The sequence below is a fragment of the Bacillus sp. NPDC094106 genome, from assembly GCF_044764345.1.
Lineage (GTDB): Bacteria > Bacillota > Bacilli > Bacillales > Bacillaceae_G > Bacillus_A.
The window spans coordinates 131,309-145,197 of sequence record NZ_JBIWHY010000012.1; the positions used below are offsets into that span (position 1 = coordinate 131,309).

General features: G+C 37.2%; 15 protein-coding genes and 2 other annotated features. Of the genes, 2 read left to right on the forward strand and 13 right to left on the reverse strand.

From position 1 onward, the window contains the following. Positions 1–3 precede the first annotated feature (3 nt). On the reverse strand, positions 4–657 hold the full coding sequence (locus ACIQ7L_RS18175; protein ID WP_400570857.1) for an HlyD family secretion protein: 654 nt from the start codon (positions 655–657) through the stop codon (positions 4–6). Between the two features lie 298 nt (positions 658–955). Between ACIQ7L_RS18175 and ACIQ7L_RS18180 the strand changes: the two genes are divergently transcribed. Further along, complete coding sequence (locus tag ACIQ7L_RS18180; protein WP_400570858.1) at positions 956–1,564, forward strand: TetR/AcrR family transcriptional regulator; 609 nt, start codon at positions 956–958, stop codon at positions 1,562–1,564. Positions 1,565–1,614: 50 nt separating this feature from the next. Here the strand turns inward: ACIQ7L_RS18180 and ACIQ7L_RS18185 are convergent, their stop codons facing one another. From ACIQ7L_RS18185 to ytxC, 8 genes are all read right to left on the reverse strand, one after another. Beyond that, positions 1,615–2,700: a M42 family metallopeptidase gene (locus ACIQ7L_RS18185; RefSeq protein ID WP_400570859.1), complete on the reverse strand. Its 1,086-nt coding sequence runs from the start codon at positions 2,698–2,700 to the stop codon at positions 1,615–1,617. 70 nt (positions 2,701–2,770) lie between these two features. Then, positions 2,771–3,262 (reverse strand): dUTP diphosphatase, encoded by a 492-nt coding sequence (locus tag ACIQ7L_RS18190; RefSeq protein ID WP_097898371.1) that lies wholly within the window; start codon positions 3,260–3,262, stop codon positions 2,771–2,773. Positions 3,263–3,573: 311 nt separating this feature from the next. Beyond that, the gene (gene adhP, locus ACIQ7L_RS18195; protein WP_400570860.1) at positions 3,574–4,596 is read right to left on the reverse strand and encodes an alcohol dehydrogenase AdhP; all 1,023 of its coding nucleotides are present in this window, start codon (positions 4,594–4,596) and stop codon (positions 3,574–3,576) included. Positions 4,597–4,893: 297 nt separating this feature from the next. Beyond that, positions 4,894–5,250, reverse strand: coding sequence for a 50S ribosomal protein L20 (rplT, locus tag ACIQ7L_RS18200; protein ID WP_400570861.1), 357 nt, complete (start codon positions 5,248–5,250; stop codon positions 4,894–4,896). Positions 5,251–5,287: 37 nt separating this feature from the next. Continuing rightward, a complete protein-coding gene (gene rpmI / locus ACIQ7L_RS18205) occupies positions 5,288–5,488 on the reverse strand; it encodes a 50S ribosomal protein L35 (RefSeq protein WP_001125945.1) in 201 nt (66 codons plus the stop codon). Between the two features lie 21 nt (positions 5,489–5,509). Then, entirely contained in the window at positions 5,510–6,013 is a 504-nt protein-coding gene (gene infC / locus ACIQ7L_RS18210; RefSeq protein WP_000973214.1) for a translation initiation factor IF-3, read from the reverse strand. 63 nt (positions 6,014–6,076) lie between these two features. Further along, positions 6,077–6,198: a sequence feature (ribosomal protein L20 leader region), on the reverse strand. 205 nt (positions 6,199–6,403) lie between these two features. Then, positions 6,404–8,335 (reverse strand): threonine--tRNA ligase, encoded by a 1,932-nt coding sequence (gene thrS, locus ACIQ7L_RS18215; protein ID WP_400570862.1) that lies wholly within the window; start codon positions 8,333–8,335, stop codon positions 6,404–6,406. 47 nt (positions 8,336–8,382) lie between these two features. Then, positions 8,383–8,610: a binding site (T-box leader), on the reverse strand. Positions 8,611–8,641: 31 nt separating this feature from the next. Continuing rightward, entirely contained in the window at positions 8,642–9,523 is an 882-nt protein-coding gene (gene ytxC, locus ACIQ7L_RS18220; protein ID WP_400570863.1) for a putative sporulation protein YtxC, read from the reverse strand. 276 nt (positions 9,524–9,799) lie between these two features. Between ytxC and ACIQ7L_RS18225 the strand changes: the two genes are divergently transcribed. After that, positions 9,800–9,997: a DUF4177 domain-containing protein gene (locus ACIQ7L_RS18225; RefSeq protein ID WP_097898376.1), complete on the forward strand. Its 198-nt coding sequence runs from the start codon at positions 9,800–9,802 to the stop codon at positions 9,995–9,997. A 28-nt stretch (positions 9,998–10,025) separates the two neighbouring features. On the opposite strand, the gene dnaI is transcribed toward ACIQ7L_RS18225, so the two are convergent. The 4 genes from dnaI to speD all read right to left on the reverse strand — a co-directional run bounded on the left by dnaI (position 10,026) and on the right by speD (position 13,773). Further along, positions 10,026–10,964 carry a primosomal protein DnaI gene (gene dnaI / locus ACIQ7L_RS18230; RefSeq protein WP_400570864.1) on the reverse strand — a complete coding sequence of 313 codons (939 nt, stop codon included), beginning with the start codon at positions 10,962–10,964 and terminating at the stop codon, positions 10,026–10,028. 33 nt (positions 10,965–10,997) lie between these two features. Then, positions 10,998–12,404, reverse strand: a complete 1,407-nt coding sequence (locus ACIQ7L_RS18235; protein WP_400570865.1) for a replication initiation and membrane attachment family protein — start codon at positions 12,402–12,404, stop codon at positions 10,998–11,000. 193 nt (positions 12,405–12,597) lie between these two features. Continuing rightward, on the reverse strand, positions 12,598–13,059 hold the full coding sequence (nrdR, locus tag ACIQ7L_RS18240; RefSeq protein ID WP_097898379.1) for a transcriptional regulator NrdR: 462 nt from the start codon (positions 13,057–13,059) through the stop codon (positions 12,598–12,600). A gap of 330 nt (positions 13,060–13,389) precedes the next feature. After that, positions 13,390–13,773, reverse strand: coding sequence for an adenosylmethionine decarboxylase (gene speD / locus ACIQ7L_RS18245; RefSeq protein ID WP_006096185.1), 384 nt, complete (start codon positions 13,771–13,773; stop codon positions 13,390–13,392). Between the last annotated feature and the right edge of the window lie 116 nt (positions 13,774–13,889).

Sequence of the window (13,889 nt, forward strand, 5' to 3'; positions counted from 1 at the left end):
CCCTTACTTATGAATACGAACTGTCACATTCATTCCAGGAACAATATTTACTGATTTGCTATGATCTAAAGAAACTTTAACTGGTACAACTTGTGTTACTTTTGTATAGTTTGCTGTTGCATTGCTTGATGGTAGCATAGAGAACGTATTTGCTGTTGTTAAACCAACTTGTTCTACTTTTCCTGTTAACGTTGTATCAGGATATGCATCTACATACACGTCTACTTCTTGACCTTTGTGTACATTATCAATATCTGTTTCTTCAATATTTGCTGTTACCCATAAATCATTCAGATCATATGCATACGCAATTGGACTACCTGCTCCAACAAAAGCATTTGTTGTTGCATTTGATTGAACAACTGTTGCACTTTTCGGAATTGTTACATCAACCGTTTGCTCACCATTTGGTCCTAGTGCAGAAACAGCACCCAATTTATCGTTTTCATTGTAATTCTTACCTATTTCAGCTTTCCATTCTGTTAACTTCCCTGCTACTGGTGATGCAACTGGGATTACTTTCCCATCAATTTTTGCATTATCCGTTTTTAAATAATTTGCAGATTGGTTGTAGTAGTAATAACCGCCAATACCGCCGCCAACTAATACAATTAATGTGATAATGTTGATAATTACCATTCTTCGAAACTGATTCATTGCTTTCCTCTCCTTATATCGCATATAATTTTTTTCTAAACTATTTATATTCCTTTTGTTTATATTCATTAATTGTTAATTATATTAACCATTAACCAAAAAAAGCACACCTTTTGCATGACAAAGCAGTTTTTTTAGTCTGCATGCGAGTGGTGCTGTTTTCTAAAGGAATATCGTTTATAATTATAACTAATTATTTTGAATCTACAACCGACAATTTGGACATATATGTTGGTTATCCAACATTACACTATATATCTGTTGTTTAAGGGAATAAAATTCAGCAAGGAGAGCGAAAATGTCTATTAAAAATTCAAACGATCCACGCGTAAAGCGAACGAGACAAGCAATACGTGATGCCCTTACATCTTTAATACACGAAAAAAGTTTCGATAGCATTACAGTTCAGGATATTGCTGAAAAGGCAACTGTAAACCGTGCAACCTTTTATAGCCATTATTATGACAAATATGATCTACTAGATAAAAGCATCCAAGAAATGTTAACAACATTAGCAGACATTCTTAAACCGAAAAATTTAGATAAGAGTGAGTTTAAACTTACCCTTGATACGCCTCACCCTGTCTTTCTATCTTTGTTTAGTCATATTGCTGAGAATGCTTTCTTTTATCAAGTGATGCTTGGAGAGAATGGGATTCCGAAGTTTTCCTCTCAAATGATGAAAGCAATTCAAACGAATTTATTTCTTAGCCTTTCAATTTCACAACCAAATGAAGAAAAATTAGTTGTACCGCGTGATATCCTCATTAGTTATGTAACAGGTGCACATTTAGGAATGGTCATTTCTTGGCTAAAGCAAAATATGCCATATACGCCTCATTATATGGCCTTGCAGCTATCTCGTTTAATTATTTTAGGTCCATATACAGCGGCTGGACTAAATTAGCCATTTAAATGAAAAAGAGCGAAAGGAATGCCCTCTCGCTCTTTCTTATATCAATCAAATGTAATGTTATGTACAGTCTCTTTATCAAGACGTTTAATAACTTCTACAATTAGCTTCACTGCATTTTCATAATCATCACGGTGTAACATTGCCGCATGAGAGTGAATGTAACGAGTTGCAATCGTAATTGCCATAGACGGAATACCATTTACAGAAACATGGATTGCGCCTGCGTCTGTTCCGCCACCAGCTACAGAATCATATTGATATGGAATCCCTAATTCATCCGCAACATCAACTACAAAATTACGAAGACCTGTATGCCCAATGACAGACGCATCATATAAAATGATTTGTGGTCCATCGCCCATTTTACTCTGCGCTTCTTTTTCTGTTACTCCTGGTGTATCGCCAGCAATACCAACATCTACTGCAAATGCAATATCTGGTTTAATGTAATTTGCAGATGTTTTCGCACCGCGAAGACCTACTTCTTCTTGTACAGTTCCAACGCCGTATACAACGTTTGGATGCTGTTCATCTTTTAATTGTTTTAATACATCAATTGCAATTGCACAACCAATACGATTATCCCATGCTTTTGCAAGTAACATCTTTTCATTATTCATGACTTGGAATTCAAAGTATGGTACAACTTGATCCCCTGGCCTTACGCCCCATTCCATTGCTTCTTCTTTACTAGAAGCACCAATATCAATGAACATGTCCTTAATTTCTACTGGTTTTTTACGAGCTTCTGCTGGTAAAATGTGCGGTGGTTTTGAACCGATTATACCAGTTACATCCCCCTTACGCGTTACAATTGTTACGCGCTGTGCCAGCATAACTTGTGACCACCAGCCACCAACCGTTTGAAAACGAAGGAAACCTTTGTCATCGATTTGTGTAATCATGAAACCAACTTCATCTAAATGACCAGCTACCATAATCTTCGGACCATTTTCTTCCCCAATTTTTTTCGCAACTAAGCTTCCTAAATTGTCTGTAGAAAGTTCATCTGCAAACGGTTCGATATACTTCTTCATCACTTCACGTGGTTCGCGCTCGTTACCCGCAATCCCGCGTGCATCTGTTAACTCTTTTAGCATTGTCAATGTCGCGTCTAATTTTGTCATTGCCAACACCCTCCTTTTTCTTCAATACATTTATTATACAATAAATATATTGAAATATTCAAAAATCAAATTAATATCCTTGTGTTTGACGTTGATGATTTACTTGATTTTTATCTAAATATGCTTTTTCAATTTCTTCTTGATCAAATTCAAGAGCCTGTCCAAGGCGAAGATAGCTTGTAAATAATTCAATATAATTTGTAATAGATGGTTGATCCGTAAAACGAATGACTTTCGCATACGTGTCTAAAAATATTTCAACTTGTGTTTTATTTGTTTGGGCACATTTATAAAACAAGAAGTTTTTATCAATACCTAAATCGATTCCAATTGATAAAATGAAGTGTAACCCATCTACATATTCTTCAAGTATAACTTCACGCTCAGATGCTGGTTTTGTACTCCAATACTTAAAACAACGTGTTTCATTTGCAAGTTCTCCAATTTCAACAAGAAGTGCTAGCATTTTTTCTTTTAATAATTTCTTCGGTTGTAAATCATGCTCTTTTGCAATACGATCATCTAATTCTTTTTGTAATTTAAATAGTTGTAGTAAGTCCATTCTATTGTCCTCCTTCAACATTGCATCAAATTTTCAACAATGCTGTTTCATCTCAAAATGAATTGTCATCTTTGTTAACAAGTCAGCTCCCTATTCCTTTAATGGGTAGCTTGTCCTTAAATCCTAAATACGTTTCAATCATCGCCAAACAGATTATTTATATGATGAAAGCTGCATATCATCTTTCCATTATAGCAGTGTCGTTTATACTAGGAAAGATACCTTTCTTCATGTTTAAAACGACAGTAAAAAAGTCAGAGGATTTTCCTCCGACCTTTTTTACTATATATTCTTCTATATCAGTACAACTTTTATACCGTTTTTGTCATATCAAGTACAACACGTCCGTTAATCTTTCCTTCTTCCATTTCCGTGAAAATATCATTAATTTCATCCAAGTGACGTGTTTCGACAATTGCTTTTACTTTTCCTTCCGCGCCAAATTGGAGCGCTTCTTGTAAATCTTTACGTGTTCCAACGATAGAACCAACAATTCTTACCGCATTCAATACTGTATCAAAGATTGGCACTTCCATCATTTCTGGCGGCAATCCTACTGCTACACATGCGCCGCCACGACGAACTGCGCGATATGCTTGGTCAAATGCTGGCTTTGAAACTGCCGTACAAATAGAAGCATGTACACCATTTACCTTTTCATGAATCCAAAGCGGAGCATCCTCCTTTAATGGATTTACAACTAAATCTGCACCGAGTTCTTTTGCGAGTTCAAGCTTTTCATCAACTGTATCAACTGCCACTACGTGTAATCCCATTGCTTTTGCATACTGCATTGCTAAATGTCCTAAACCACCGATTCCAAAAACAGCTACCCATTGTCCAGGCTTTGCCTCTGATACTTTTAAGGCTTTATATGTTGTCACACCTGCGCAAAACAAAGGCGCTGCTTCGACTGAGCTTAAGTTTTCTGGTACTTTCACTACATAATCAGCTGCTGCTATACAATATTCTGCATAACCTCCATCAACTGAGTACCCTGCATTATGCTGATCTAGGCAAAGAGTTTCACGGCCAGATAAACAGTATTCACAATGACCACATGCTGAATATAACCACGGAATTCCAACGCGGTCTCCAACTTTAAGATGGGTAACACCCTCTCCTACTTCTTCTATAATCCCAACACCTTCATGGCCTGGAATTAGTGGTAGTTTTGGTTTTACTGGCCAGTCACCATGCGCGGCATGTAAATCTGTATGGCAAACGCCGCATGCTTGAATATGTACAAGCACCTCGTTCGTTCCTGCCTTTGGTTTTGGGACATCTTTTACCTCTAATTGCTCTTTAAATTGGTTTACAACAGCTGCTTTCAAATGAATTCCTCCCTCACTCGGTTTTTGAAAAGGTTTTCATTTACATATTAGTACAAGACTCACCCTAAATCTACCATTTATTTTAAAATTTTCAAAATATTCCGTGTGACATTATATCGAAAAAGCCAGAAGATTCTCCCCTAGCTTTTTGCATATTATATTAAGATTCTTTTTTCATATCGATTACAACACGTCTGTTAATCTTTCCCGCTTCCTAACTCTTACTCCCATACAATTCATCTCTCACCCAGACAAATAAAAAAACCTTAGAAGAAAATCTTCTAAGGTTTTAATCAATTATTTTAAGTTACTTTTTGCAACTGTTGCTAATTCAGCGAAAGCTTTTTCGTCATGAACAGCTAAGTCAGCAAGCATCTTGCGGTTAACTTCGATACCAGCAACTTTTAAACCGTGCATTAAACGGCTGTAAGAAAGACCATTCATGCGAGCAGCTGCGTTGATACGAGTGATCCATAATTTACGGAAGTCACGTTTCTTTTGACGACGGTCACGGAATGCATATAGTAAAGATTTCATAACCTGTTGGTTAGCAACCTTAAATAATGTATTTTTAGAACCGTAGTAACCTTTTGCTAATTTTATAACTTTTTTACGACGTTGACGAGTAACTGTACCACCTTTTACTCTTGGCATAATATTACCTCCTATTTGTTCTATATATCAGCCGAACTTATTTTAAGTTGTCAAGCATTTGACGAATGCGTTTGAAGTCACCAGCGCTTACTACACCAGCTTTACGTAGTTTACGTTTAGCTTTCGTAGATTTGTTAGCGAATAAATGGCTTGTGTAAGCGTGTGAACGCTTAAGTTTACCAGATCCAGTCTTTTTGAAACGCTTTGCAGCGCCGCGATGAGTTTTTTGTTTAGGCATAGGTATTTCCTCCTCTATCTATTACTTATCGTTTTTCGGTGCTAAAACCAAGAACATACTACGTCCTTCCATTTTAGGCTTAGATTCGATTGTACTAACTTCAGCACAAGCTTCTGAGAAGCGATCTAAAACACGTTGACCGATTTCTTTATGAGTAATGGCACGTCCTTTAAAGCGAATTGACGCTTTAACCTTGTCGCCTTTCTCTAAAAACTTGATAGCATTACGAAGTTTTGTGTTAAAGTCGTGTTCATCAATTGTTGGACTTAAACGAACTTCTTTCATGCTAATTACTTTTTGATTTTTGCGCTGTTCTTTTTCTTTCTTTTGTTGCTCAAAGCGGAATTTACCGTAGTCCATAATGCGGCATACTGGCGGTTTCGCATTTGGAGCAACCAATACTAAATCAAGATTAAGATTTGCAGCTAAGTCTAAAGCGTCATTACGAGACTTGATGCCAAGTTGATCACCATTCGCACCAACTAAACGTACTTCACGTGCACGAATTTGCTCGTTAATCATCATATCCTTGCTAATAGTAAGCCACCTCCAAGATTTTCTCAGAATATGTTTTGCAATCATAGAACCCGAACAAAAAAAGTGCGGGCATACGGGCACCCACACTTGTAATATCTTTAGTAAGAAATACATTTACCTGCTAACTACGAATGTGTCAATCAGGTGAGAAGCGGGTGCTTCTACTTGTTCTACAAAACAATATTCTATTATCCTTGATGAGTTTACCATAGGATATAACGTCTGTCAAGAAGACGCGTTTTACTAACAACAAGAAATATTGTAACAAACAACACGAATACATGCAATACTTTTTTATGATAAGTATTGTTTGGTTATTTTTTCTAACTTCAATTACTCGTAAAATACAAGAAAGCCGCGGCATGCCGCGGCTCTTTCTTAGCGTTTTCCTTCTACTTTAATCATATCAACAAAAGCATCTAATGCGATTGTTTCTGATTTTTGTTCACCATATTTACGTACATTTACGCCGTTTTCAGCAACTTCATTGTCACCTACTACAAGCATGTACGGGATTTTTTGCATTTGTGCTTCACGGATTTTATAACCGATTTTCTCTTCACGAGTATCTACTTCTACACGGATACCAGCACGTTGTAAATCTTCCTGTACTTTCTTCGCATAGTCTAAGTGTACTTGTGGAGAAACTGGAATTACTTGTACTTGAACTGGTGCTAACCATGTTGGGAATGCACCTTTGTACTCTTCGATTAAGAAGGCAACAAAACGTTCCATAGTTGATACAACACCGCGGTGAATTACAACTGGACGATGAGGTTTACCATCTTCACCAACATAAGTTAATTCAAAGCGTTCTGGAAGTAAGAAGTCCAATTGTACAGTTGAAAGTGTTTCGTCTTTTCCAAGTGCAGTACGAACTTGAACGTCAAGTTTTGGACCGTAGAATGCTGCTTCACCTTCAGCTTCATAGTACTCAAGACCCATTTCATCCATAGCTTCTTTTAACATGCCTTGTGCTTTTTCCCACATTTCATCGTCAGCATAGTATTTTTCAGTATCTTCTGGATCACGGTAAGATAAACGGAATGAATAGTTTTCTAAACCGAAGTCTTTATATACTTCTAGTACTAAGTTTACAACTCGTTTTAACTCTTCTTTAATTTGATCTGGACGAACGAAAATGTGCGCATCATTTAAAGTCATTCCGCGTACACGTTGTAATCCAGATAATGCACCAGACATTTCATAACGGTGCATTGTTCCAAGCTCCGCAATACGGATTGGTAATTCACGATAGCTATGGATATCGTGTCTATAAACCATCATATGGTGAGGGCAGTTCATCGGACGAAGTACTAATTCCTCATTATCCATTTCCATTGATGGGAACATGCCATCTCGGTAGTGATTCCAGTGACCAGAAGTTTCATAAAGCTCTCGGCTTCCTAGTACTGGAGTATATACGTGGTCATATCCTAAGCTTGCTTCTTTATCAACAATGTAACGCTCGATAATACGGCGGATTGTTGCACCTTTTGGTAACCAAAGCGGTAAGCCTTGTCCTACTTTTTGACTATTTGTAAATAGTTTCAACTCTTTACCTAATTTACGGTGATCACGCTCTTTCGCTTCTTCAAGCATACGCAAGTGCTCATCTAATTCTGCTTTTTTCACGAATGCAGTACCGTAAATACGTTGTAACATTTTATTGTCGCTATCGCCGCGCCAGTAAGCACCTGCAACGCTTAACAATTTAAATACTTTAATTTTCCCTGTAGATGGAAGGTGAACACCACGACAAAGGTCGAAGAATTCGCCTTGTTCATAAATTGAAATAACTGCATCTTCTGGAAGATCGTTAATCAATTCTAATTTCAGCTCATCGCCGATTTCTTCGTAACGACGAAGCGCTTCAGCACGTGGTACTTCATGGCGAACGATTTCTAAGTTCTCGTTCACAATCTTTTGCATTTCTTTTTCAATTTTTGAGAAGTCCTCAACTGTAATTGCTTCTTCCATATCGATATCGTAGTAGAAGCCGTTTTCAATTACTGGACCAATACCAAGCTTCACATCTTTATATAAACGTTTTAACGCTTGTGCTAAAAGATGGGCTGTTGAGTGGCGTAAAATGTGTAAGCCATCTTCAGAATCTAATGTAATGATTGAAACTGCACCATCTTCTTCAATTGGTGTACGAAGATCAATCATCTCATCATTTAATTTTCCAGCCACAGCTTTTTTCTTTAAGCCTGGGCTAATGGAAGCTGCGATTTCTTCAGTTGTTGTTCCTTTAGGAAACTCCTTCACAGCTCCATCAGGGAAAGTAATTTTAACTACATCTGCCATCACTGGTCACTCCTCTTTTTTTCAAAATAAAAAACACTCATCCCATAAAAAGGGACGAGTGTTGAATTCGTGGTTCCACCCTTGTTCCAATTAACCAAATCGTTAATTGCTCAAGTTCAACATAACGGTGTTGGCCGCTAGCAATTACTAGAAAAACGTTCACTGCTAAAGTTTAGAGGTGGTAAGTAATAAACCCGTACTAGGAAGCTCACACCCTAAGGCTTCCCTCTCTGAGAATCGTAGCAAATTACTCATGTCCTCATCATGACATTTCAATATATTTCATTTATGTAGGTAATTATATGCTCAAAAACTTAGAAAATCAAGGGCGTTCCTTTTATTTTTTAAATTTTTAACGTTGTGTTCAAATTCATGCAGTGCATATAATTGAACTCGTTCTTGAAATACATTTTGAAGGGTAACAATCATATTATGATCTTGTTCTTTCGTATACAAATAAATCACTTTTGGCGCAATAGAAAGAAGTGGTGCAATCACTTTCGTATCAATGTATACATCTTTTTGCTTAAATAATCCCTCATCTATATATTTCACCAATCTTTCTTGCTTTAAGCGCGCCCCTTTCTCATCATAAAAAATAAAACTTTCATCAAATACAAGATGTAGACAAGATAAGCGTGCCTTCCTGCTGCTTACTTGCTGCCGAAGCATCTCGATAAACATTTGATATTCCTGTTCCATTTTATATTCATCAATCGCCACCTCAGCAAGCCGCGCTACCATCTCCCGGTATGTACGAAGGCGAAAACGAACATACGATGAAAACGAAAATGACAACGGGTCACTTAGCCAACCTTTTAAAGAAGACACAATACGAGACTCGATTTTGTTACGTGTTAAATCACGAGCAATTCCTTTTCGCTTCCCCTTTAAAATCTCGTGTGCCATATGTAAAATTTGATGGCATTCTTCTTGTTCCTCATAAAAAAACTTCTCTTTCAAAATGGCACGAAGCCACTCATTTTGTTTTATATTTACAATAAAATAAAGAAGTACTGGTATTAGAACCTTCTCAATATAATATGACTCACATATCGGGATATGGATAACGACCTTTTGTTCATATAAATAAACACTCGTTTCTTTATACAATTCTTTCGTTCTCCCCATTAGTTGTTGATATACATACCCAGCATCATTTTTTTCTTCGAAGCAAATTTCAATCACTTTTGTCCCCCCTTTTATCCCTGCTCTAAAGGACAGTAATCTCCCAACTTAGAAATAAGTGAGACACAAATCCCATAAGAGTCCGATTCGTGAAGTCTCACTCTAGGCAGAAACAAATTCCCTATCGCTGAAGGCCTTCACTCGATATTTCTTGCTAATTTTATATATATTAAGTGTGGGAGAAAAAAATGATACAAGCTCGTATGAATTTTCAAAGTAATAACAAGTTTTTATTGTATAATTTAACTATAAAGATATTAAAAGGTGGGATTATACATGTATGAATACAAATTTATTAAAGTAGAATTAAAATCTGGTTTAGTGGAATATAAACCAAAAGAAGACTATCAACAAATTATTACCGAGCATGCCAAAGATGGATGGCGCTTCGTACAAATTTTCGCTCCTGGGACAAAGGGATATGGGCACGCTGGATATTTCGAGCTTATTTTTGAAAAGAAAGCAACACTATAAAAAAAAGAGCAAGCATAGCGCTTGCTCTTTACATATGACGACGATTCTTCCCGCCAATCGCAACTGGTTTCGCCAAATATTTAATACGTTCCATAATACGGGCCGCTTTCATTTCTTCTGCTTCTCCGCGCTGCGTATATGTTAGATGATGTTCTAACTCTTTAAACTCAAAGTTTGATGTAAAGAACGTCGGTAAGTTTTCCAACATGCGAAATTGTAAGATGGCACCGAGGACATCATCACGTACAAAGCTGGACATTGCTTCCGCCCCAATATCATCTAACATTAAGACTTGTACACGCTTCACAGCATCAATCTTTTCACCTATCGTGTTATTTTGCAGTGAACTTTTAATTTCCCGTAAAAATTCTGGTAAGTATACAATCATTGAACTTACCTTTTTTAAGGCTAATTCATTCGCAATCGCTCCTAAGAGATACGTTTTTCCTACACCAAATTTACCGTAGAGATATAAACCCTGTACTTTTTTCCCTGGTTCATACGCACTTAAAAATTCATTTGCTGCAGCAATCGCATCAATACGCGCATCTAAATCCGTTGGGTCTAAATTTTCCATAGAAGCCTTCAAAATATCACTTGGCATATAGACACTCTGCACTAACTTTTCATATTTCTTTCTCTCATCATAAGCTACTTTTCTCACACAACGATCATACTGAATATCAATCATCTTACCTTGAATAATCAATTTTGGCTCGTATCCTTGAATCATATTTTTACATGATTCTAAGTTCGGACAATCTGCGCATCCAACGCTTTGCCCAATATATTCATACAATTTCACTAGACTTCGTTCTATCATAGAAGTTGTTACTTCACCTTTATGTTCTTCAATGAACTCTTTCACACTCGGATGTGCCATAACTTCTGCTTTTAACACTTCATATCTATTTTTAAAATTTTCGTTTTTCATCAACTTTGTAAATGAATTTTGAATATGCTCCATTTTTTCACCTCAAAGAGCGTTCATTCTCTTCTACTAATCACGCTTATATTTTTTTAGTACTTCTTCTAGTCTCTTTCGTTCTTCTTCTAGCTTGCTTGGATTTTCTTTTGAACTTGCACGATCTTGCGATTGTTCTTTGGATTCTTCTTTCGCTTCTTCCTTAAGCCAATCCGGCACCATTTCTTTCCGTACTGGTTTCTTCAATGCACGACCTTTTTTCTTCGTCTCAGCCCATTCTTGATATTGGCGATTCTCTTCTTTTGCTAAAGACATCGCTTCCGACACTGTGCCTACCTTCTTCCTTGCCCAGTGTCCTGCAATCTTCTCAACATATGTTTTAGCAAGTTTCATATCAGAACGCAACATTACATAATAAATAAGTACGTTGACAACGCCTGGCGTCAACTTTTGATTCATCATCACTTCTTCGACAATTTGCAAATCCGCTTTTGTCGCTTCTGCTCCGCCCGAAATCTCTTTTAACAATTGTTTCGGTGAAATTTCTTCTAGCTGTTTTATGAGCATCTCTTCTTGCGTAGAGGGCTCTTTCTCTTTCATCGTACGTGCAGCGTGAGGTTGTACTCGTTCACTTAATACAGGAAGCGCTTGACCATTTTCAAATTGATACCAATCGCGTGCCCCTTTCCGAAGCCGTTCCATATCAATTGTTTGCATTTCTGTCATTGCGCCAAGGACAATATTTTGCATCGATAGCACATCAACACCATACACATAAGCCAGTGTGACGACACATTCACGTACTTGATCCGTAATCGATTTTCTTGGGACGAGTGTTGATAATCCTTCTACAAATAAAGAAAAATCAAAGAAATCATTCCAAAGCTTCGGAGCATTCCCCTTTGTATTGCCAGGCATGACCGTTGTATTTGGAATTCGAAGTTCTTCTTGCGCATGCTCAAATTGTCCTGGGTTAAACGAATCAAATACGTCATTAAAAGAGTGCGTAACATTTTCATATGCAGCAAAATCAAACGCTTCTTCTAAGAAATATTGCTTTACCTGATTGTATTTCGTTCTGCTTAACCTGTTGTATAAGAAGATACTTAAGACGATATCATCAAAAAATTGTTTTGGAGACAATGGTGGCTGGAGTTCATATATAAACATTCTAATGTCTTTTTCTTTTTTTATATATACGTTTAAAAGACCAATTGCTTCTAATTTCACTCGCTCCTCATACACTTCAGGAAGCTGCATTTGCATTGTGACCATAAGAGAGTGATGCGTATTCTCTTTTCCAAACACACGATCTTGTTCTAGCTCTCCCCACAGCGTCATGTATAAGCTAAAAGCTCTGCTACCTACTAACGGCTGGTATAACATCGTTAATACTTTCCGATCGTAGCTATGCAGCAATCCCTTTGCACTTACTTTATAACGATCAATTGGCAATAGCTCCATCCATGACTGTTTTTCCATCCTTGCAATTCCTTTCTTTTATCCATTCTAACTCATGCTTTATCACGTTCTACCTATATAATTTCTTAGTGAAAAAGAGCTATTAGCTTGCGCCTCTAGCTCTCTTATCCCGTTATTTGCAGGTTACATTCTTCTATCATTTCAAAGTAAAGTAATGAAAAGAAAAAGCGCGATTACAGATTATAACTGCGCTCTATTCTCTCTCTTTTTGCAGTATATCTTTTAATTCTTCAATGAATACATTTAAATCTTTAAATTGACGGTATACGGAAGCAAAACGTACATAAGCAACATCATCGATATCTCGCAAAGCTTCCATCACGATCTCACCAATCATATCACTTTTCACTTCTGATATACCTAAATTACGAAGTTCACGCTCTACATTTTGCGTTACTTCTTCTAATTGTTTTAAGGATACAGGTCTTTTTTCGCACGCTTTAATTAATCCACGTAAAATCTTTTCTTTATTAAACTCTTCTCGTGTTCCTTCTTTTTTTACAACAATAAGAGGTGGCTCTTCCACTCGTTCAAATGTCGTAAATCGATGTAAGCAACTTTCACACTCTCTCCTTCTTCGAATAGAGCGTCCCTCATCTACTGGACGTGAATCCAACACTCTCGTGCCATTATGAAAACAGGATGGACAACGCAACTCATTCACTCCCTTACAAAGTAATCTGTACTCTCTTCCATTCACCTACACGTAAATATATATACAATATTATATAACCTATTTGTCTGCGCTTACCACTTTAAGCCGATACTTACGATCATTTTATCCCTCTTTAACGGGTAATGATATTCCCACCTCAACATTCGGCGAAAACAAAAAACTCGTACGGGAGATAAACTGCCCGTAAAAGCCCGATTGGTGCGGGCTAGCCATCAATGAAAAAATAGCTGATAGAAGTTTTACTTTATATAAACTAAAAAAGAGGTGCATTATACACCTCTTTACATTTTAAATCAATTATGTTCTTTTTTAAAGAGCTTTTGTTTCTCTATGCTTAATTTCGAAGCTACCTGTGCCTCGAGGAAGCTCGATGCTCTCTCGCGTTTTCGCATTTAAACCTTCTGCAATATATTCTGCAGCAACATTTGGATCAATACGATCCCCGCAAGTATAAACATCAATACTCGCATAGCCGTGTTCTGGAAAACTGTGAATTGTTAAGTGTGATTCTGAAATAATTACCACTCCACTTACACCCTGTGGTGCAAACTTATGGAAGGCAACCTCACGCACTTCAGCACCAGCTCTTAGTGCTGCATCCACAAATAATTGTTCAATAAACGGCATATCATTAAGCTTGTCGAAATCGCAATCCCAAAGTTCAGCGATTACGTGACGACCCATCGTGTCCATAGTATCCATTCTACAGTTCCCCCTTGTAAATTTAATTCTAACTGTTCGAATTGAAAACTAATTTGCAATTTGGCTTGCTCCACTACCACGGGGGAAAGTTAGTCCAGAGAGGTCCT